General features: G+C 63.1%; 17 protein-coding genes, 1 other RNA gene and 1 pseudogene. 8 read left to right on the top strand and 11 right to left on the bottom strand.

The window, feature by feature from the left end:
• Together NKI15_RS31390 and NKI15_RS31385 are read right to left on the bottom strand one after the other, a co-directional pair.
• Positions 1-1,045: ATP-dependent helicase (locus NKI15_RS31390; RefSeq protein ID WP_352888079.1), on the bottom strand; the 1,045-nt coding region annotated here is incomplete at its 3' end.
• A gap of 80 nt (positions 1,046-1,125) precedes the next feature.
• A complete protein-coding gene (locus tag NKI15_RS31385; protein WP_023705530.1) occupies positions 1,126-1,962 on the bottom strand; it encodes a DUF2059 domain-containing protein in 837 nt (278 codons plus the stop codon).
• A 242-nt stretch (positions 1,963-2,204) separates the two neighbouring features.
• On the opposite strand from NKI15_RS31385, the gene NKI15_RS31380 reads away from it, so the two are divergent.
• Positions 2,205-4,544, top strand: a complete 2,340-nt coding sequence (locus NKI15_RS31380) for a glucose/quinate/shikimate family membrane-bound PQQ-dependent dehydrogenase (RefSeq protein ID WP_196813694.1) — start codon at positions 2,205-2,207, stop codon at positions 4,542-4,544.
• Positions 4,545-5,182: 638 nt separating this feature from the next.
• Complete coding sequence (locus NKI15_RS31375) at positions 5,183-6,088, top strand: dienelactone hydrolase family protein (RefSeq protein ID WP_023705527.1); 906 nt, start codon at positions 5,183-5,185, stop codon at positions 6,086-6,088.
• Between the two features lie 3 nt (positions 6,089-6,091).
• Here the strand turns inward: NKI15_RS31375 and NKI15_RS31370 are convergent, their stop codons facing one another.
• The 4 genes from NKI15_RS31370 to NKI15_RS31355 all read right to left on the bottom strand — a co-directional run bounded on the left by NKI15_RS31370 (position 6,092) and on the right by NKI15_RS31355 (position 8,776).
• Entirely contained in the window at positions 6,092-6,541 is a 450-nt protein-coding gene (locus NKI15_RS31370) for a response regulator (protein WP_023668313.1), read from the bottom strand.
• Entirely contained in the window at positions 6,538-7,686 is a 1,149-nt protein-coding gene (locus tag NKI15_RS31365) for a histidine kinase dimerization/phosphoacceptor domain -containing protein (protein ID WP_023667428.1), read from the bottom strand. The genes NKI15_RS31370 and NKI15_RS31365 overlap by 4 nt, the downstream gene beginning before the upstream one ends.
• Before the next feature lie 260 nt (positions 7,687-7,946).
• On the bottom strand, positions 7,947-8,144 hold the full coding sequence (locus NKI15_RS31360; RefSeq protein ID WP_013531006.1) for a hypothetical protein: 198 nt from the start codon (positions 8,142-8,144) through the stop codon (positions 7,947-7,949).
• 146 nt (positions 8,145-8,290) lie between these two features.
• Positions 8,291-8,776 carry a thioesterase family protein gene (locus NKI15_RS31355; RefSeq protein WP_023667427.1) on the bottom strand — a complete coding sequence of 162 codons (486 nt, stop codon included), beginning with the start codon at positions 8,774-8,776 and terminating at the stop codon, positions 8,291-8,293.
• Positions 8,777-8,878: 102 nt separating this feature from the next.
• On the opposite strand from NKI15_RS31355, the gene NKI15_RS31350 reads away from it, so the two are divergent.
• The 3 genes from NKI15_RS31350 to NKI15_RS31340 all read left to right on the top strand — a co-directional run bounded on the left by NKI15_RS31350 (position 8,879) and on the right by NKI15_RS31340 (position 14,896).
• Positions 8,879-10,288 (top strand): FAD-binding oxidoreductase, encoded by a 1,410-nt coding sequence (locus NKI15_RS31350; RefSeq protein WP_023817964.1) that lies wholly within the window; start codon positions 8,879-8,881, stop codon positions 10,286-10,288.
• 20 nt (positions 10,289-10,308) lie between these two features.
• Positions 10,309-10,788, top strand: coding sequence for an STM3941 family protein (locus NKI15_RS31345; protein ID WP_352515150.1), 480 nt, complete (start codon positions 10,309-10,311; stop codon positions 10,786-10,788).
• A 154-nt stretch (positions 10,789-10,942) separates the two neighbouring features.
• A complete protein-coding gene (locus NKI15_RS31340) occupies positions 10,943-14,896 on the top strand; it encodes an AsmA family protein (RefSeq protein ID WP_352672824.1) in 3,954 nt (1,317 codons plus the stop codon).
• Positions 14,897-14,902: 6 nt separating this feature from the next.
• On the opposite strand, the gene NKI15_RS31335 is transcribed toward NKI15_RS31340, so the two are convergent.
• From NKI15_RS31335 to NKI15_RS31320, 4 genes are all read right to left on the bottom strand, one after another.
• Positions 14,903-15,124 (bottom strand): ribbon-helix-helix domain-containing protein, encoded by a 222-nt coding sequence (locus NKI15_RS31335; protein WP_352515147.1) that lies wholly within the window; start codon positions 15,122-15,124, stop codon positions 14,903-14,905.
• A gap of 13 nt (positions 15,125-15,137) precedes the next feature.
• Positions 15,138-15,332: a DUF4169 family protein gene (locus tag NKI15_RS31330; protein ID WP_023699586.1), complete on the bottom strand. Its 195-nt coding sequence runs from the start codon at positions 15,330-15,332 to the stop codon at positions 15,138-15,140.
• Between the two features lie 18 nt (positions 15,333-15,350).
• Entirely contained in the window at positions 15,351-15,890 is a 540-nt protein-coding gene (locus NKI15_RS31325; protein WP_023741675.1) for an SspB family protein, read from the bottom strand.
• Between the two features lie 148 nt (positions 15,891-16,038).
• A complete protein-coding gene (locus tag NKI15_RS31320) occupies positions 16,039-16,704 on the bottom strand; it encodes a TetR/AcrR family transcriptional regulator (protein WP_352515146.1) in 666 nt (221 codons plus the stop codon).
• A gap of 188 nt (positions 16,705-16,892) precedes the next feature.
• Between NKI15_RS31320 and NKI15_RS31315 the strand changes: the two genes are divergently transcribed.
• On the top strand, positions 16,893-18,098 hold the full coding sequence (locus tag NKI15_RS31315) for a multidrug effflux MFS transporter (RefSeq protein ID WP_352515144.1): 1,206 nt from the start codon (positions 16,893-16,895) through the stop codon (positions 18,096-18,098).
• A gap of 167 nt (positions 18,099-18,265) precedes the next feature.
• Here the strand turns inward: NKI15_RS31315 and ssrA are convergent.
• Positions 18,266-18,624: a transfer-messenger RNA gene (gene ssrA, locus NKI15_RS31310) on the bottom strand.
• Positions 18,625-18,792: 168 nt separating this feature from the next.
• Here ssrA and NKI15_RS31305 point away from each other — a divergent pair.
• The gene (locus NKI15_RS31305; RefSeq protein WP_023667416.1) at positions 18,793-19,104 is read left to right on the top strand and encodes a DUF2853 family protein; all 312 of its coding nucleotides are present in this window, start codon (positions 18,793-18,795) and stop codon (positions 19,102-19,104) included.
• A gap of 306 nt (positions 19,105-19,410) precedes the next feature.
• A pseudogene (locus NKI15_RS31300) lies at positions 19,411-19,540 on the top strand (integrase); the annotation flags it as partial.

Below are 19,540 nucleotides of genomic sequence, written 5' to 3'. Positions count from 1 at the left end.
AGATGCTGGTCGCCGAGGCCGAGCACCACGGCACCATCGAATCTGACGAGCGGCGCATGATCGCCGGCGTCATGCGGCTCGGCGATCGCGCCGTGGGGGGGGGGGGGGGGGGCGGCCCCCCGGGGGGGGGGGGGCGGGCCCCCCGGGCCCGGGCGCGCCCCCCCCCCCCCCCGCCGCTCCGGGGCGCGACCTCCCCCATCGAGGGGGAGGTAGGCCGCTGCGCCAGCAGCCGCAGCCACATGTATTGCGCGGTGTTGGTGTCCTGGTATTCGTCGACGAGGATGTATTTGAAGCGCTTGTGGTATTCCTTCAGCACGTCCGGATTGGCGCGGAAGATGCGGATCGGGTGGCAGAGCAGATCGCCGAAGTCGCAGGCGTTCAGCGTCTTCAGCCGCTCCTGATAGGCCTTGTAGAGTTCCCGGCCCTTGCCGTTGGCGAAGCTGCGCGCGTCGCCCTCGGCAATGTCGGCGGGGCCTTGGCCCTTGTTCTTCCAGCCGTCGATCATCTGCGCGAACTGCTTGGCCGGCCAGCGCTTGTCGTCGAGGCCTTCGGCCTGGATCAGCTGCTTGATCAGCCGTACGACGTCGTCGGTGTCGAGGATGGTGAAATCGGATTTGAGCCCGGCCAGCTCGGCGTGGCGGCGCAAGAGCTTGACGCCGATGGAGTGGAAGGTGCCGAGCCACGGCATGCCCTCGACGGCTTCGCCGACGAGATGGCCGATGCGCTGCTTCATCTCGCGCGCGGCCTTGTTGGTGAAGGTCACCGCCAGGATCTGCGAGGGGAAAGCCCTGCCGGTGGCCAGGATATGGGCGATGCGGGTGGTCAGCACGCGGGTCTTGCCGGTGCCGGCGCCGGCCAGCACCAGGACCGGGCCTTCGGTGGTTTCCACCGCCAGCCGCTGCTCGGGGTTGAGGCCGTTGAGATAATCGGGCGCGCTGTTGGGGCCGCTGCGGGCCGCCATGGCGCGCGCGGCTATGCCCGACGGGCCCGCGGGCCGCGCATTGGGTTCGTCGAAAAAGGGCATGTCTTCCGCAAAGCCGGACATCTCCCCCGAATGTAGTGATTCGGGAGCGAAAGACCAGAAGTGTCTACGTTTTGTTCTGCTAAAGTCCCCGATACCGCGGCTCAGGCCTTTCGGTAACCGAGCGCGACGAACAATCGATGTCCGAACGAGCGCGCTTCCTCTGTCATCACCATGCCAAAGGCCGTCAGCATCTGGTCGTAATAGCGGCTGCCCGCGGGTGACGCCAGGAATGTCGAGTACAGTCTGAGATCGCCGAGCGAGATATCCCGGTATGTATAAGCGCTACCCTGCATGGCATTCTGTTCGATGTTCTGGCGAATTTTCACGGATTGCTGACGCACCAGCGCCATGATCTGTTCGTCCGACAGAGGCTTTCCGGCTGCGCCCAGCATCCCCGTGACCATCGCGTAGCTCATGTTCAGCGCTATCGCCTCGCCGGTGTCGACAGCGCTGATATCGTCGATGATCTTGCGGTACAATTCGAGCCGGGCTGGATCCTTGGTCGGAAGCTCGGCGAGGATTTGCTTGCCCTCTGTCTTCTTGCTTTGCCTGCCTTCCGGGCCAGACGACTGAATTTCCAAAGCGGTGACGTGCTTGCCCAACGGGGAAGCGTAAAACGCTGCGAGGTCGGACAGATCGGTGGCCGACAGCCTGTCCGCCATCCGCGATTCGATGGCAGTCTCCATTTTGACTGCGTCGAAGGCGCCTTCCAGCGCGACCGACAAGGCGTCCTGGAAATTTGCCGGTAACGGTTCGGGTATGGATTTCGTGGCTGCGGCGATGCCGGGACCGATGCCCATCAGCATCTCGTGAAAGCCGTTTGCCTTATTGATCTCGCTCAGCGTCTGTGCCGGCGCGGCCACTGTGCCGGCCGTGAGCGCGACGAAGCTACTGAGGACAAGGACTACGCGCGTCAGAGGCGAGGCGAATGACGTCACTCTGGTTGCTCCTGATGGTTGGTCCAAAGCAGACTGCTGGAAAACCCGGATGCCGGCAAGGCGGGATTGCCACCTTGGCGTGTGGCCTCGAAAAACGCCCTGTTACGCAAGAGAGCCTGCGGCATGGCCTTTTGGTTTCGCCGTGGATCGCTCCCCGGCGGCTTGACAGGCACGGCGGCCGGGAGAAGGTTGTACCGCCGGGGGCAGGATTGGCATACCTTTGCCCATGGCCGCGTCGCGGAATGCGCATCAGTCGAAGGAGTATCGTCTTGGCTGTCGTCATCACCTCCCTCATTCTGTTCCTCATCGGCCTCGCACTTGGCGGCGGCGGCGTCTGGCTCGTGATGCTGGGCGGCAGCTGGTACTATGTCATCACCGGTCTCGCCTTCCTGATCGCCGCATGGCTGCTCTTCCGGCGCAAATCGACGGCGCTCTGGCTCTACGCGGCGATCGTGCTCGGCACGCTGGCCTGGGCGGTGTGGGAAATCGGCTTCGACTGGTGGGAACTCGGACCGCGCGGCGGCATCGTCGTGCTTCTGGCGCTGTGGCTGCTGACACCTTGGGCAAGGCGGGGCCTGACCGGCCCCGACGCGCGAGCGCCGCTCATTCTGGCCGCGCTGGCTTCGCTCGCCGTCGCCGGTTATTCGATGACGGCCGATCCCAAGGACATCGCCGGCGACCTCAGCGCCGACAAGGTGACGCCGACTGCCGATCTCGGCGGCAATGTGCCTCCGGGCGAATGGCATTTCTACGGCCGTACGCAATTTGGCCAGCGCTATTCGCCGCTCGACCAGATCACGCCCGACAATGTCGCCAAATTGCAGCCGGCCTGGACCTACCAGACCGGCGACGTGAAAGGGCCGGACGATGTCGGCGAAACCACCTACCAGGTGACGCCGCTGAAGGTGGGCGACGCGCTCTATATCTGCACGCCGCACAATTTCGCTATCGCCATCGATGCCGCCACCGGCAAGGAGAAATGGCGTTTCGATCCCAAGATCAAGCTCGACAAGGACCGCCAGCACCAGACCTGCCGCGGCGTGTCCTATTATGCCGATGCCAAGATCGCCGCCGGCCAGCCTTGCGCGACGCGCGTCTATCTGCCGACCTCGGATGCGCGGCTGATCGCGCTCGACGCCGCCAACGGCCAGGTCTGCCCGTCCTTCGCCGAAGCCGGCACGCTCAATTTGTTGACCAACATGCCGTATCCGAAGTCGGGCTATTATTACTCGACCTCGGCGCCGCTGATTGCGGGCGGCAAGATCATCATCGGCGGCGCGGTCAACGACAATTTTTCGACGCAAGAGCCGTCCGGCGTCATCCGGGCCTTCGACGTCGACACCGGCGCCCTGGTGTGGAACTGGGATTCCGGCAATCCGGACCAGACAACGCCGCTGGCGGCAGGCCAGACCTACACCCACAACTCGCCCAACATGTGGTCGACGGCAAGCGCCGACGAGAAGCTCGGCTTGCTCTATGTGCCGCTCGGCAACCAGACGCCGGACCAGCTCGGGATGGGCCGCAGCGCCAATGTCGAGAAGTTTTCCTCCTCGATCACCGCGCTCGATCTGGCCACCGGACAAGTGCGCTGGGTGCGGCAGACCGTGCATCACGACCTCTGGGACATGGATGTGCCGGCACAGCCGACCCTGGTCGACATCACCACCGCTGCCGGCGTCGTTCCGGGCCTGGTTGGACCGACCAAGCAGGGCGACCTCTACGTGCTCGACCGGCGCAGCGGCGAGCCGATCATCCCGATCAAGGAAGTGCCGGCGCCGGGCGGCGCTGTCGAGGGCGATCACACGTCGCCGACGCAGCCGGTCTCGGATCTCTCCTTCAATCCGAGGCCGCTGACCGGCGCCGACATGTGGGGCATCACCATGTTCGACCAGCTGGCCTGCCGGATCGAATTCCAGGGCCTGCGCTACGAGGGCCGCTACACCCCGCCATCGGTGCAGGGGTCGCTGGTCTATCCCGGTAATTTCGGCACATTCAACTGGGGCGGCGTCGCCGTCGATCCGGTGCGGCAGGTGATGTTCGGCATGCCGACCTATCTGGCGTTCAAATCGCAGCTCATTCCGCGCGACCAGGTGCCGCCGCCGGATGAGGGGCGCGGCAGCGAGCAGGGGCTGAACCGCAATGAGGGCGCACCCTATGCGGTGGTGATGGGGCCGTTCCTGTCGCCGCTCGGCGTGCCCTGCCAGGCGCCGCCATGGGGCTATGTGGCGGGAGCGGACCTCAGAACCGGCAAGATCGCCTACAAGCACCGCAACGGCACCGTCTACGACATGACGCCGTTGCCCTTGCCGCTGAAGGTCGGTGTTCCCGGCATTGGCGGGCCGATGATCACCGCCGGCGGCGTCGTCTTCCTGGGCGCGGCGGTCGACGACTATCTGCGCGCCTATGACCTGACATCGGGCAAGCAGCTTTGGCAGGCCAGGCTGCCGGCCGGTGGGCAGTCGACGCCGATGACCTACACCGTCGCCGACGGCCGCCAGTTCGTGGTCATCGTCGCCGGCGGCCATGGCTCGGTCGGCACCAAGCCCGGCGACTATGTGATGGCCTATACGCTGCCGAAGTAGCAGCGATGTGACTTAGGTAAGTGATCGGCCCGGCAGATATTCTGTCGCGCCGCCCCTCATCTGCCTGCCGGCATCTATACGGGGAGAAGTGCCCGGCAGGGCGATGAGGGCAGCAGCAGCCTTGGTCAGCTTGCGTAAGAGATGGCCTTTGAGGCTGGGCACGGAGCCCAGTACTTCATTGGTTAGCTGCGGCCCTGTTTCGGCCTGCTGGATCAGCGTGGTGCCGGTCGACGCGGACCTTCACCATCCGAGCGGCGGCTGCGGCAGCAGCGGAGCGCATTGCCAGCAAGGCAGCAACAGCAAGCACGAGCGCGCTTGCAAGGATCGGAGTAGACAAGGTCATGGCGTTGTTCCTTCTCGTCGGGCTCGCCGCTACGAGCGAGACCATCATCAGCTTCCTTCCATATTGTGGCGGCACCATCGACATTCTCTGAAATGACCAAAATGTGATGGGCGCGTTCGGCGGGGCGGCCGCATCGTTCGATGGCGCAAGCGTCACCCATCCGAGACTGGACCGTGCGAGCTTGCACCCTATCTTGATCCGCGAGTCATCCCGGAGTGACCGCGAGGTCATCCCGGAGTGACCGCGAGGTCATCCCGGAGTGACCGTGAGATCATCTCCTAACGAGGAGCACGCCATGACGAAACCCACCGCCGAAGCCGTCAAACCTGCCAAACCTGCCATCACCCAGGCGATGATCGATGCCTATGACGAATACACGCATCTGACGCTCGACCGCCGCCGCTTCATGGAACAGCTGACCAGGCTTGCCGGATCGGGCGCGGCGGCGGCCGCGATCGCGCCGCTGCTTGCGGCGAATTCGGCGCAGGCGGCAATCGTCGCCGACAACGATCAGCGCGTGAAGGCTGAAGATATCACCTATTCCGGCAGCAGCGGTGAGATGAAGGGCTATCTGGTCAGGCCGGCGGACCAGTCCGGCAAGCTCGGCACCGTCATCGTGGTGCATGAGAACAGGGGGCTCAACCCGCATATCAAGGATGTGGCGCGGCGCGTTGCGCTGGAAGGGTTCGTGGCGCTGGCGCCGGATTTCCTGTCGCCGCTCGGCGGCACGCCCGCTGACGAAGACAAGGCGCGCGACATGTTTACCAAGCTCGAAGCCAGCCAGGTCACCGCCGATGGTGTGGCGACCATCGCCTATCTCAAGGGCGAGAAGGACGGCAACGGCAAGGTCGGTGCTGTCGGCTTCTGCTGGGGCGGCGGCACGGTCAACAATCTGGCGGTCAACGCGCCCGATCTCGCCGCCGGCGTCGCCTATTACGGCATGCAGCCGAAGGCCGAGGATGTGGCGAAGATCAAGGCGGCGCTGTTGCTGCACTATGCCGGGCTCGACGAGCGCATCGACGCCGGCATCGATGCCTACAAGAAAGCGCTCGACGCCGCCCATGTCGAATACACGCTCTATGTCTATGACGGCGTCAACCATGCCTTCAACAACGACACCTCGGCCGCGCGCTATGACAAGAAGGCAGCCGATCTCGCCTGGGGCAGGACGATCGCTTTCCTCAAGGAGAAGCTGGCGTAGGCTTCAGGCCGCCGACGACGCCCATACGCTCTCATAGGCCGGCGACAGCGTAAAACCGGCCGGCAGCACCGAGACCGGGGGCGGGCGCCGCACGCCCTCCTGCAGATAGCGCAACGCCGACACCAGTCCGTTCATCGTGTAGGGCTTGGCGATGACGCCGATCGCGCCGGCGAAATGGTCGGGGATGCGTTTTGGATTGGCGGTCATGAACACCACCATGGAACGGTTACCCTCGCGGATATGCTCGGCAACCTCGACCCCGGTCGGCCCGTCGGCGAGGTGGATATCGACAAAGGCAATATCGGCATCGGCGGTATCAATCATGCCTCTTGCTTCGGCCAAGGAGGTCGCCCAACCCACAACGCTGTGGCCGGCTTCCTCGACAAGGCTTTCCAGTTCCATCGCCAGCAACGCCTCGTCCTCGACGATCAGGACCTTGAGCGGTTCGTTCATGACAGCTTCCCTTTCTGCTGCGGTTCGTTCGGCATCGAGATGACGACCTTTGTGCCCGGGCCGGCGTCGCGCCATTCGATGTCGGCATGCAACTGACGGGCAAGCGACTTGATCAGCCGCATGCCAAAAGAAGCATCGCCACTGGCCTCGGCCATGCCGACGCCGTCATCGGAAACCTCGATGTTGAAGTGGCCGTCGGGCTGGCTCATCTTGATGCCGATGCGCCCCGCGGTGGTGCCGTCCGGCTTTGCCTTGAAGGCGTGCTTCAGCGCGTTGGTGACAAGCTCATTGACCATCAAGGCAACAGGCGTGGCTTTTTCGGCCGGAATGACGATGGGTTCGAGGTCCAGCGTCGGCTTGATCTCGGCGCGTCCGGATGCGGTCAGCAGGTCGGTGACCAGATCCCTGGCGAAATCCGAGACATCGAAGCGGCTGACATCCTTTGACTGGTAGAGACGGCGATGCACCGTGCTCAGCGCCTCGATGCGCTCCAGCATGGTGGTCAGCGATCGCTTTGTCGCTTCATCCTTGATTGCCCGGCTTTGCATGATGATCAGCGAGGAGATCATCTGCAGGTTGTTTTTCACCCGATGGTCGACCTCGTGCAGCAGCGTGGTCTGCGCCTCAAGGGCGGCCTCAAGCTCGCGTGTGCGTTCCTTGACAGCCTTTTCAAAACGGTTCTTGTCGGCGGTGATGCGATCCTCGGAGCGCTTGCGATCGGAGACGTCGAGCTGTGAGGCAAAGAAGAACAGGAGTTCGCCTTTGTCGTTGGAAACCGGGCTGATGTAGAGCGCATTCCAGAATGTCGAGCCGTCCTTGCGGTAGTTCAACAGATCGATGGCGATATCGGTTCCCGCTGCTATCGCGTCGCGCACGCTAGCCACAGCTGCCTTGTCTGTCTCTGGCCCCTGCAGGAAGCGGCAGTTCTTGCCCATGACCTCGTCGCGCTCGTAGCCGGTCAGGCGCAGGAACGCGTCATTGGCAAAGACGATCGGATTGTCCGCTTGACGGGGATCGGTGATGACCATCGACATGCGGGTGGCGCGGATGGCGGCCGCGAACGGATCGCCCTTGCCGTGCTCGGCATGCAGATTGTCCGTCATGTGCCATGCGTCGGCCGGTTCCCTGGTCCTTTTCCAATCCATGCTTTCACTCCAAGCCGTTTTTCAGGGGTCACAACGGCTTAGACGTGGAATTGGTTCAATCTTGATCTTCTTGTCGCAGGCAGCCGTTTGCGAAACCGAATCGCCGGTTGCGCAAACTGTCGAAATGAACGGTTTTTGAAGGTTGTCGGATGTAGCCGATTCGCTGAAAGCAGGGCTGGCGCCGACCTATAGAAATGATCAGGTCGCAATGGTCCGTGGCGGCGCTCGCCGGTGGCGGCTTTCTCAGAACAGCGGAAACATCAGGCGTGGCCACGCTTCATGCGCGCCTGCTTCAGGATGGCGCGCCAGCGGATCATGTCGAAGGGGATAGGCTCGTTGTTGTTGGCGATGTGGAAGATCTCGTTGTTGACGTTCTTCAACGAGCGCCAGAAATCATAGTCGGTGATGCGCGGATCGGCAGCCAGCCTGTCCACCTCGACCTTGATGTCGGTTTTCATGCACGTTCCTCGAACCGCCTGTTGCCCGCCGCCCGCGTCGCAACTCGCATGGCACCGTTCTCAAACGGTCAGCTGAGTCGTTCAATGGCCCAAATGGCTTGTTCACGTTAAAACCTTGGTAAGGTTAACGCGGGCGCGGCAGCGCTTCAAGCGGTCCTGCGGCGAATACCGATCGAACGGCCGGCCCGCTCGGGCATCGGCAGTGCAGAATGGGCGGCGCGCATGGCTTCCACCTTGGCCTGCACATCGGCGGGGAAGGGCGCGACTTTCGGCCCGGACATGTCGACATGCAGCGACAGGGTTTCGGAAGTGGCGGCGAGCCAGCCATCGACATGGCGGATTTCCTGGTAGGCCCGCAGCCGCTTGTCGTCGTGATCGATCAGCTGGAAGGATACGACGACCTTGTGTTCGAGGTGCAGTTCCTGGACATAGCAAACATGGACTTCGGCCGTGTAGATGGTCAGGCGCCGCTCTTCGACATAGTCCAGCCCCATGCCCATCGCCTCGAACGCCTCATCCGAGCAGCGGTCGAACAACACGTTGTAATAGGCCATGTTGAGATGGCCGTTGTAGTCGATCCAGTCCTTCTCGATGTCCATCGGTTTGGAAACGAAGGGGGCAGGGATGCGCATGGAAACTTCCTTGTTCTGGTGCTGGACAGAGCGCGGCAGTCGAGACTACGCATCCATAATCGCATAACAAGCGTGGACGCTGGTCCATTCGCGGAGGAATTCATGGCTCTGAGCGACCTCAATCCGGTCGAACGCAACGAGGAAGGCATCGCCGCCGTGCTCGGCATTCTCAAGCAGCAGCTCGGCGAACGCTTCCAGACAGGCGCGGCGATCCGCTCGCAGCATGCGCATACCACCACCTATATTCCGACGCAGGCGCCTGACGGTGTCGCGTTCCCGGAGACGACAGAAGAGGTGCAGGAGATCGTACGTGCCTGCGCCGCGCACCGCGTGCCGGTCATCGCCTTCGGCGTCGGTTCCTCGCTGGAGGGCCACACCAACGCGCCGGGTGGCGGCATCTCGGTCGACACCTCGCGCATGAACCGCATCCTGTCGGTCAACCCCGAGGATCTCGACTGCACGGTCGAGCCTGGCGTAACGCGCGAGGATTTGAATCGGCACCTGCGCGATACCGGCCTGTTCTTCCCCATCGATCCCGGCGCCAATGCTTCGCTCGGCGGCATGGCGGCAACGCGGGCCTCCGGCACCAATGCGGTGCGCTACGGCACGATGCGTGAAAACGTGCTGTCGCTGACGGCCGTCATGGCCGATGGCGAGACGGTGACGACCGGCAAGCGGGCGAAAAAGAGTTCGGCCGGCTACGATCTGACGCGGCTTCTGGTCGGCTCGGAAGGCACGCTCGGCATCATCACCTCGCTGACCTTGAAGCTGCAAGGCATTCCGCAGGCGATCTCCGGCGGCGTCTGCCCGTTTCCAAACCTCGAGGCGGCCTGCAACGCGGTCATCGCGACCATCCAGATGGGCATTCCGGTGGCGCGCATCGAACTGGTGAATGGACTGCAGATGCGGGCGATGAAGAATTACTCGAAGCTCGATTACCCCGAGAGCCCGTGCCTGTTCGTCGAGTTCCACGGCAGCGATGCCGGTGTCGCCGAACAGGCCGAAACCTTCGGTGCCATTGCTGAAGACAATGGCGGCGGGCCATTCCTGTGGACGAGCGTCGCCGAGGAGCGCACGAAACTCTGGAAGGCCAGGCACGATGCTTATTGGGCGTCGCTGACGCTGCGGCCGGGCACCAAGGGCCTGTCGACCGATGTCTGCGTGCCGATCTCGCGGCTGGCCGAATGCGTTGCCGAAACCGAGGCCGACATTGTCGAGATGGGCCTGGTTGCGCCGATCGTCGGCCATGCCGGCGACGGCAATTTCCATGTGCTGGTGCTCATGGACGTCAACGACCCCAAAGAGATCGCGCTGGCGGAGAAATTCGTCTCGCGGCTGAACATGCGGGCGATCGCCATGGACGGCACCTGCACCGGCGAACACGGCATCGGCCAGGGCAAGATCGGCTTCCTGCGCCATGAGCTCGGCCATGGTGTCGACATCATGCGCTCCATAAAAAAAGCGCTCGACCCGCAAGACATCATGAACCCGGGCAAGATATTGCCTGCATAGCCGAAATGTGAGGAGCGGCAATGGATACCCTGATTATAAGGGCATCGCTTGGCAAGACACTGTTACTGCTGTCGGCCAGCCTCTTCTTTGTCCTGGCCTGCGCTTTCCTGATTTATGTCTCCGAGGACGGCGACACCGCCGGCCTTTGGTGGTGCGTGGCCTTTTTCGGGCTCGGCGCGTTGGTGTTTGCCTGGCAGCTTGTGCGGCCGCAGATTCTGGTGCTGAACGGACAAGGTTTCAGTCTCGGCGGAGGCCTTGTTCGATCGCCCAAGCTGGTTCCCTGGAAGGATATCGAAAGATTCTTCGTCGTCCATCGCCGGCGCAGGATAGGCGATATGATCGGGTACAATTTCGCACCGGGGGTCAAGAAAAGCTCCGTCATGGGCAGCGTGACCAAAAGCCTCGGCGCCGAAGCCGCATTACCGCAGGGCTGGACATTGTCGCCCGAGCAGATGGTAGTGCTGCTGAACGAATATCGCCGACGGGCCATGGCAGGATAGTCTCTTACGCACAGGCCGGACCGCGGTCAAAGGCGTCCAAAAATCTCTGCTCGTCCAGATACAGAGATCAAGCAACTCTGGATGAATTGCCTCTTTATCGACACGCTGATGCGGGTAGAGTGCGGCTGACTTTCAATCAACCCGTTCGGAGCTGATGCTCGCACGCCTGTTCGTGATCTTCGGTGGCTTGTTTGTGCTGGTGCTGGTTGCGGCGCTGGTGGTGCCGTATTTTGTCGACTGGACCGGGTACCGCACCCAATTCGAGCGCGAGGCGAGCGCCATTCTCGGCCGCAAGGTGACGGTGCAAGGCGACGCCACGGCGCGGCTGTTGCCGTTCCCCTCGGTGACCTTCTCAAACGTCACGGTCGCCGGCGGCCCCGGCGGCCAGCCGGCAATGACCGTCGAGACCTTTTCCATGGACGCGGAACTGGCGCCGTTCCTGCGCGGCGAAGTGCTGATTTTCGATATGCGGCTGGTGCATCCGAAGGCGACGATCGACATCGCCGATAACGGCACGGTCGACTGGGCGATACGGCCGTCCTCGCCCTTCGACCTCAACCAGATCTCGATCGAGAAGCTGACGGTGACGGAGGGAGAAATTGCGCTCCGCCATGCCGCAGGCGGGCGCAGCCATCTGATTTCCGAGATCAATTCGACCATCTCTGCCAAGTCGCTGGCCGGGCCGTGGCGCATGGACGGAACGTTGCTGCTCGATGGCCTGCATTCGACTGTTGCGGCTTCGACCGGCAAGGCCGAAGGCAGCGGCCAGATGCGGCTGAGGCTCAAGGTCGATCCCGATGCCTATCCACTGGTCATCGAAACCGACGGCAATGCCGGCATCGTCAATGGGGCTGCCGTCTATTCCGGCCAGTTCAAGATTTCCGGCAACGACAAGAATTCGGCTACGCTGCGCGGCAGCGATGGTGAGGTTGTCGAGATCAATACGGGCAAGGTCAGCGCCGGCAAGCCCGATCCGGGCTTCCGGCTGAACGGCAAGTTCTCGCTTGATCACCAGAAGCTCGGCGTCGACGAATTCCGCTTCGAGACCGGGCCGCTCGACAATCCCTACACAGCCGACGGCAAGGCTTCGGTCGATCTCGGCCTGAAGCCGAACTTCGCAATCGAGGCCAATGGCGCGCAGGTGCAACTGGATGAGGCGGTGGGTGCTGAAAAGGGCGCCGGCCTGACGCTGGACCAGCGCATTGCCGGGATCGAGCAGGCGCTGCTCGAACTGCCGAAGCCGAGCATACCCGGCAATGTCGAGGTCAAGCTGCCGGCGGTGGTGGCCGGCGACACCACCGTGCGCGACGTGCATCTCTCGGCCGAGCCGGTCGAGGGCGGCTGGTCGGTGAAATCGCTGGCCGCGACCTTGCCCGGGCGCACCACGCTGGAAGCCAGCGGCATGCTCAGCGTAACGGATCACTTCGGCTTCAGCGGCTCCATGCTGCTGGCAGTGGCGCAGCCTTCCGGCTTCGCCGCCTGGTTGTCGAAAGATGTCGACGAGGCGATCCGCCGGCTGCCGGCCGCCGGCTTCAAGGCCAAGGTCGCGTTGTCGGAGAAACGCCAGGCGTTCAGCGATCTCGAACTGATCCTCGGCAAGTCGAAGTTCACCGGCCGCATCGATTCCAGCCAGCCCGACGGCGCCAAGTCCTCGGTGCTGATGCGGCTCGCGGGCGGCGAACTCGATGTCGACGGGCTGACGGCCTTCGCCTCGATCTTCGTCAGCGACAAGGGCGCCAACCGCTTTTCCGACCGTGACCTCGATTTTCAGATCAAGGCAGGGCCGGTCAATGCCGGCGGGCTCACCGCCGACACGGTCGACACAGCGCTCCGGCTCCGCGACGGGCTGCTCGAAATCGACCGGCTGTCGATTGGCGGCCTTGCCGGCGCCTCGATCAGCGCCACCGGCCGGATCAAGGATTTTCCGGCAAGCCCGACCGGCAAGCTCGATGCCTCGGTGGTCGCCGTCGATCTGAAGCCGCTGATCGACATTGCCGCGCAACACTATCCCGACAATCTGATGCTGAAGGGACTGGCTGGCCGCACGGCCGCCTATCCCGAACTGTTCCAGGACGCGCGCGTCGATCTGGTGGCGAGCGCCGCCGACAATGGCGACGGCACGACCGGGCTGGCGGTGAGCGGACAAGGCAAGGCCGGCGGTTCGGCCTTTTCGGCGTCGCTGTCGGGCAAGGGTGCCGTCGGCCAGTTGCTTGACGCGCCGGTGACGCTGACCTTCAACGCCAAAAATCCCGACGCCACCGTGCTGCTGGCGCTCTACGGCCTGCCGGCGCTGCCGCTCGGCATGCTCGGCCAGGCAAGCACCGATATTTCGGCCAAAGGCACGCTCGGCGGCGGCCTGGCGACGAGCTTCAATTTCGCCGCCGATGACTTCAAGGCGACGTTCGACGGCACCGTTGCTCAGACGCCGCAAGGCGCCACCGCCAAGGGCAAGATCGGCCTCGACGCCTCCGACATAGAGCCGTGGCTCATGACGACCGGCGCCGGCCTGCCGGGCATGGGCACGGGCACCTCGACCTCGCTCAGCGCGGATGCCGATTTCGGCAACGGCCTGCTGGTGTTGAGCGGTCTCAGCGGATCCATCAACGAGTCGGAGATTTCGGGCGACGTCAACATCGATGCGAAGCAGGGGCTGCCGCATTTTGCCGGTGCGCTGGCGCTCGACGAACTGGACCTCGACCCGATTGCGGTTGCGCTGTTCGGTGACCAGTCGTTCCTCAGCAGCAACGCGAACTGGCCGACGGCGCCATTCAGCCAGAAATCCAGCCTGCCGTTCAGCGCCGATCTCGATCTGACGACGGCGACGCTTGCCGCCGGACCGCTGGCGACAGCCTATGATGCGTCGCTGTCATTGAAACTGGACCAGGAAGGCATCCGCGTTTCGGACCTGAAGGCAAAACTGCTCGGCGGCGCGCTCACCGGATTGTTCGAGTTGAAGAACACAGACGGCACGGGGCTGTTCTCCGGCCAGATGAGGCTTGCCGGCGCTGACCTGGCGACTGTGCTGCCGGCTGCCGGATTGAGTGGCAACGGCGATTTCTCGACAGGGCTGTCGACCAGCGGCAAATCGGTCGACGCGATGATTGCCGCACTCTCCGGCTCGGGCACGGCGGCGCTGAAAGGCCTCACCATTGCCGGCGTCAATCCCGATGCCTTCGGCGCGTTGATTGCCAAGGCCGATGCGATCGGGCGCGACATCGACACAGCAAAGACCGCGGGCTTTGCACCTGAGATCGCTGGCGAGGGCAGCTTTGCTGCCGGCGATGCCGACATCGCCTTCACGGTCGCCGGCGGCACGTTGCGGGCACCACCGATCAAATTCGAAAACCAGGTGGCGACGCTGTCTGCCGACATCACGGCCGACCTCAACACCGGCACCGTCACCACCAAGGGCGCGGTCACCTACAAGCCTGGCGACGAGGCGCTGGTCGGCTCCGATCCGACGGTCAATTTCAGCGTCGATGGGCCGTTCGGGGCGCTGAAAAAGCAGTTCGACAGCGAGCCGCTGGCGCAATTTTTGACCCAGCGCGCGCTGGAAAAGGAGCAGCAGCGGGTCGAGGCGATGCAGGCCGCACTGCTCGAGAAGCAGCGGCTGCGGCGCGAGGTGCGCTATTACGCCGCCCTGCAGACCGAGCGCGACAACGCCGCCAAGGAATTGCGCAAGCAGGAGGAAGCGGCACGGCTCAAAGCCGAGGCCGACGCCAAGGCGAAAGTGCAGGCCGATGCGAAGGCACAGGCCGAAGCGGATGCCAAGGCCAAGGCGGATGCCAAAGCAAAGGCCGATGCCGATGCGAAAGCGCAGGCAGAGGCTGACGCAAAGGCCAAGGCAGATGCGGACGCGAAAGCCCAGGCGGAAGAGCAGGCTGCCGAAGACGCCGCCAAGGCCGAGGACGAACGGAAGAAGGCCGAACAGGCTCGGATCGCTTCGCAGGAAAAAGCCAGGCTGGAGGCCGAGCGCAAGGCTCAGGAGCAGGCGCCGAAGGTCGACCGCTCACTTCCCGGTGTCAGTGACGGTTCGGCCCCGGCGCCGCCGAAGCCCAGGACAAATCCGTTCTCCGTCGACAATCTGCTGAAGTCGCTGGGCAATTAAAACCATTCAGACCGCGCCGCGCTTGGCCCAGTCCAGCACATGCAGCCTGAGCGCCGAGGACAGGTTCGCATCGCGCGGTCTTGTCTCATCGATCTCCGCGACCAGGGCAGCAAGCGTCAGCTTGCGCGCGGCGGCGATGCTGACGAGATCGTCATAAAAGGGTTTTTCGAGGGAATAGCTGGTGCGATGGCCGCGGATGGTCACGGAGCGTTTTTCGACCGGGCTCACCGCAGGCGGTCCATCAATCGCCCTGGTCTTCCGGGCGTTCGCGGCGGTGGCCGGCGACGAATTTTTCGGCCTTGTCCAATGTCAGCCGGTCACGAGTTCTTTCGGCTTTGGAACGGCCGTGCAGAGCGCGGTTCTCGCCGGCGAGCTTTTCCTTTTCGGTGCGCGCCTTCTGCTTGCGGACCTGGCGAAGGTTGACGATTTCGCCCATGTCGCGCCGTCCGTCCCGCTACTTCTTGCGGAAGGCGTCGAGCGACACGACGTCGGCGCCCTTGCCGGCATCGGCCACGGCGGGCTTTTTCTCCGCCTCAGTGGTAGCTGCCTTCTTCTCGGCCTTCGGCTTTTTCTCGGAGACGATAGCCAAGGGCTCGGCAGCCGGCTGGGCGGCTGCATCGTCTTCCGCCGGGACGTCGGTCTTGACGTCGAATTCGAGTTCGAAATTGACCGATGGGTCGTAGAAGCCGCGTACGGCCGAGAACGGGATTTCCAGCTTCTCCGGCACGTCGGAGAAGGACAGCCCGACCTCGAAGCCGGTATCGGTCACCTTGAGGTCCCAATACTGGAACTGGATGACGATGGTCATCTGTTCGGGATAGCGCTCGCGCAGCCTGGAGGACACCCGCACGCCCGGCGCGCCGGTCAGGAATGTGATGAAGAAATGATGATTGCCGGGAAGGCCGGTGCGCGCGACTTCGGCCAGGACCTTGCGCATGACGCCGCGCAACGCCTCCTGGGCGAGAATGTCGTAGCGGATGTGGTCGTCGGCCATGTGCTGGTCGGGTTCCGTTGAATCGTCCGCATAGCTGTAATCAAGCTTGAGCGCGGCGTAAACCGGATATAGATCGCTGATGCGCCGAAGCGAAGCCCGTAACGGACGATTTGATCGCCTGCTTTGGCGTTCAGGCGCTGGCCAGCTGTTATTCCACCGCTGCCGCTGATCTGCGCTTGCCGAAGGCGCGCAGGAATGTGCGCACGCCGTGGGTCGCGGATTGCAGCACTTCATCTTCCGACGGCATGCCGCCGAGCATGAAGGTGGTCTGTAGTTCGGCGTTTGCCAAGGCCAGGAACTGGCGTGCGGCGACATCGGGATCGTCGACCGCGAGATGGCCGGCATGGGCGAGGCGGGCAAAACGGGCGGCAAGTGCCGGCCAGGTCCGGCCCGGCCCCTGGTCGCGCCATTCGGCGAAGAGCTCGGGATAGCGCTCGCCTTCGGTCTGGATCAGCTTGCGCAGGAAGCGTCCGTCGCGGTTGCAGATGCAGTTCTGATTCATGCGCACGGCAAAGCCGATCAGGTCGGCTTCCAGATCCTTCGGCTGGTCTGGGAAAGAGGCGAACGTGGCGAAGATGCCGGTATTGCAGCGCTCCGTCAGATCCCGCACCACAGCCATGAAGAGCTTTTCCTTGTCGCGGTGGTGATTGTAGATGGTCTGGCGCGACACGCCGGCCTCCACCGCGATCAGGTCGATATTCGCGCCGGCAAAGCCTTCCCGGCAAAATACCGAAGCCGCCGCATCGATAATCGACATACGCTTGGCCTCGTGGCCGCGTGGCGGGAAAATGTCAGGAGAAACGGCAAGCTTCATAGAAAACTATATAGAGGTGATTGACGAATTAGACAAGGCTGTCTAAATTTGTGGACACAATAAATGGGGAATTCGCTCCGTAGAGACGAATAATCTCGCTCTGAGCCGTCGGATTTCAACGGGATGGAACGTCCTAGGGTTAGTCGTCGCGTTGGCGGCGCCAACCAGACTTGAAAGAAGCCTTTATCATGAGTCCCAAATTCCTCCGCATCGCGGTCGTGCTCGGCCTGTTGTCCGCTATCGGCCCCTTCGCCATCGACATGTATCTGCCGGCGTTGCCTTCGATCGGCGAAGATCTGCATGCCGGCACCGCCGCCGTTCAGATGAGCCTTTTGATCTTCTTCCTGTCGATGGGCTTCGGCCAGATCGTCGTCGGACCGATCTCCGACATGGTCGGCCGCAAGCTGCCGCTTTACGGCGGCCTTGCGCTGTTCATGGTCGGCGGTATCGGTTCGGCCATAAGCCCGACCATCGAATGGCTGATCGCCTTCCGCTTCCTGCAGGGACTGGGCGCCAGCGCCGGCATGGCGGTGCCGCGCGCCATCGTGCGCGACCTGCACACCGGCACCGAAGCCGCCAAGCTGATGTCGCTGCTGATGCTGGTGTTTTCGGTGTCGCCGATCCTGGCGCCGCTGACCGGCAGCCAGATCATCGAGAATTTCGGCTGGCGCGCCGTATTCTGGACGGTGACGGGCGCGGCCCTGCTGGCCACCATTCTGCTGGCGACCTCGCTGAAGGAGACGCGGCCGGCGGAAGAACGCGTCGGTTCCTCCTTCGGAACCGCACTCGCCGGCTATCGCTTCCTCATGGGTGACCGCAATTTCCTCGGCCTGGTGGCGATCGCCGGCTTCGGCATCGCCAGCTTCTTCGTCTACCTCTCGAGTTCGTCCTTCATTCTGATCGACCATTACGGGCTGTCGCCTTCCGTCTACAGCGTGTTCTTCTCGATCAATGCGGTCGCCTTCATCGGCATGTCGCAGCTGACGGGACTGCTGTCGGAGCGCTTCGGGCTGAAGCGCGTCGTCTGGGTGGCGGTGACCGGCTATGCCACGACGATGGTGGTGCTGTTCGCAGTCATGGCGACCGGCGTCGACCGGCTCGATGTGATGGCGGCACTGCTGTTCGTCGGCTACGGCTTCCTCGGCCTGGTCATCCCGACGACGTCGGTGCTGGCCATGGAAGAGCATGGCGAGATCGCCGGCACGGCCTCGGCGCTGATGGGCACGCTGCACTTCGCCATCGGTGCGCTGGCGATGGGCGTCGCCGGCATCTTCTTCGACGGCACCCCGCTGCCCATGGTGGCCGGCATCACGCTCTGCGCCGTGATCTCGTTCACGCTGGCCAAACTGACGCTCGGCCGCTCGCGCGAAGCCGTTGAAGCGCCGGCCGAGTAAGCTGACCGCAATCGACCGGAAAGGCCGGGTCATCCCGGCCTTTTTCACGTCTGGGGTAATCCGGCCCCGGCCAGAACCACGGCCTTCGACCGACGCCAGCGGGCAATTAAACCAGTTGATAGCCGAAAGCGGCAGCCGGCGTTGCGAGAACGATGTCGAGGGGGAGAAGTGGAGGTTTCTGTTGCCAGGTACCTCCGAACCCCGCCTAGAAGTGCGAACCTCTAGGGCTTGATTTGAAGCTATCGCACCGCTTACGCGGCGAGACGTGCTTCCGCATAGTTGTCATTTGCAACTACAGGTTTAGCCCGATGACGGTGGTACCATGCCGGGCAAAAGTACGATCTTTACACCTTCGTCGATCCTATTTCGCCCCCAGCAACAGCCGCTCTGATCACAGAGCGGTTCTTGGTGGAGGCGCCGGGTACCGCCCCCGGGTCCGAACGGCTTATTACATCGCCCATTTATCGCCATAGTCGGTCAAGCCGACAAAACGAATATAGGGGGCGGGCGCACAAAATGAAAGGCCGCAATGACACTTCTTGGCCGCACCAAACTGCGGCGCCGAGGGTTGACTCGCGCGCGGTCTCAACCGAAGCTTTGCGATGGTGAGGAGTATCGACCGAGCGCACAAGTTGCGGCAGCGCGCCACAGCCCTCATCGATCGGATCCCGTGGCGCCGACATGGGGAAATTTGATGGCCGATTATCTCGCAGACGTGAAGAAATACGACGCCGCCGCAAATGCCGATGTGGTTGCCAAGATTGTGAAACATCTGGGCATCGCGCTGCGCAACCGCGATTCCTCGCTGGTATCCTGCACCGACCCCAAGGAATTGGAGCGCGTCAAGACCAACTGGGTTGCCAAGAAACTCGGCGTGACCGACGGGGCGAAAGCCGACTCAGCGATCGAGAAGACCTGCAAGGCGTTGGCCGCCGACAGCTTCAAGAGCCGCGTGACTTTCTACTATCTGGTCGCCAAGAATCTGGGCAAGCTCGGCTCTTTGTAGAGATTATTGCCGATAGGCAGAGCGCGCGTTTGATTTTGCTCCTCACCGGAGGTCAGCACCGCCCCACATTGCCTGCCGGGCATTTCTCCCCGTATAGTGACGGGGAGAAAGGGCTGACCGCAGCCTTGGCTCTCTCTCTCTCTCTCTCTCTCTCGAACGCTTGTGATTGGCGAAACCGCTGATCACAGCGCCCCTCTCCCCGTCCCTATACGGGGAGAGGATGCCGGTGTCCGAACCGGATAGATAGGTAACAGAATGGACCGATAGCATGGGTGACAGTTTTCTCCTTCGCCGGGAGGACCGGCGATGGTTTGGCGGGAGACTGGCATCATGGACGAGCAGCTACGGTTTGTTGTGGAGTGTCTTTCTGGGGATGAGACGATGGTTGCGCTTTGTGCGGCCTACGGGATCTCACGCAAGAACGGCTACAAATGGC

It is taken from the genome of Mesorhizobium sp. M0862, from assembly GCF_040319795.1.
Taxonomy (GTDB): domain Bacteria; phylum Pseudomonadota; class Alphaproteobacteria; order Rhizobiales; family Rhizobiaceae; genus Mesorhizobium.
The sequence above is the reverse complement of the archived record's forward strand: the minus strand, read 5'-3'. Positions and strand labels throughout refer to the sequence as shown.

Excerpts from the sequence above, each read along its gene's own strand:
- NKI15_RS31315 (WP_352515144.1), top strand. The coding sequence starts at position 16,893 with ATGAGTCCCAAATTCCTCCGCATCGCGGTCGTGCTCGGCCTGTTGTCC.
- NKI15_RS31355 (WP_023667427.1), bottom strand. The coding sequence starts at position 8,776 with ATGCGCATCCCTGCCCCCTTCGTTTCCAAACCGATGGACATCGAGAAG.
- NKI15_RS31340 (WP_352672824.1), top strand. The coding sequence starts at position 10,943 with ATGCTCGCACGCCTGTTCGTGATCTTCGGTGGCTTGTTTGTGCTGGTG.
- NKI15_RS31345 (WP_352515150.1), top strand. The coding sequence starts at position 10,309 with ATGGATACCCTGATTATAAGGGCATCGCTTGGCAAGACACTGTTACTG.
- NKI15_RS31330 (WP_023699586.1), bottom strand. The coding sequence starts at position 15,332 with ATGGGCGAAATCGTCAACCTTCGCCAGGTCCGCAAGCAGAAGGCGCGC.
- NKI15_RS31360 (WP_013531006.1), bottom strand. The coding sequence starts at position 8,144 with ATGAAAACCGACATCAAGGTCGAGGTGGACAGGCTGGCTGCCGATCCG.
- NKI15_RS31305 (WP_023667416.1), top strand. The coding sequence starts at position 18,793 with ATGGCCGATTATCTCGCAGACGTGAAGAAATACGACGCCGCCGCAAAT.
- NKI15_RS31325 (WP_023741675.1), bottom strand. The coding sequence starts at position 15,890 with ATGGCCGACGACCACATCCGCTACGACATTCTCGCCCAGGAGGCGTTG.
- NKI15_RS31320 (WP_352515146.1), bottom strand. The coding sequence starts at position 16,704 with ATGAAGCTTGCCGTTTCTCCTGACATTTTCCCGCCACGCGGCCACGAG.
- NKI15_RS31370 (WP_023668313.1), bottom strand. The coding sequence starts at position 6,541 with ATGAACGAACCGCTCAAGGTCCTGATCGTCGAGGACGAGGCGTTGCTG.
- NKI15_RS31375 (WP_023705527.1), top strand. The coding sequence starts at position 5,183 with ATGACGAAACCCACCGCCGAAGCCGTCAAACCTGCCAAACCTGCCATC.
- NKI15_RS31365 (WP_023667428.1), bottom strand. The coding sequence starts at position 7,686 with ATGGATTGGAAAAGGACCAGGGAACCGGCCGACGCATGGCACATGACG.
- NKI15_RS31350 (WP_023817964.1), top strand. The coding sequence starts at position 8,879 with ATGGCTCTGAGCGACCTCAATCCGGTCGAACGCAACGAGGAAGGCATC.
- NKI15_RS31380 (WP_196813694.1), top strand. The coding sequence starts at position 2,205 with ATGCGCATCAGTCGAAGGAGTATCGTCTTGGCTGTCGTCATCACCTCC.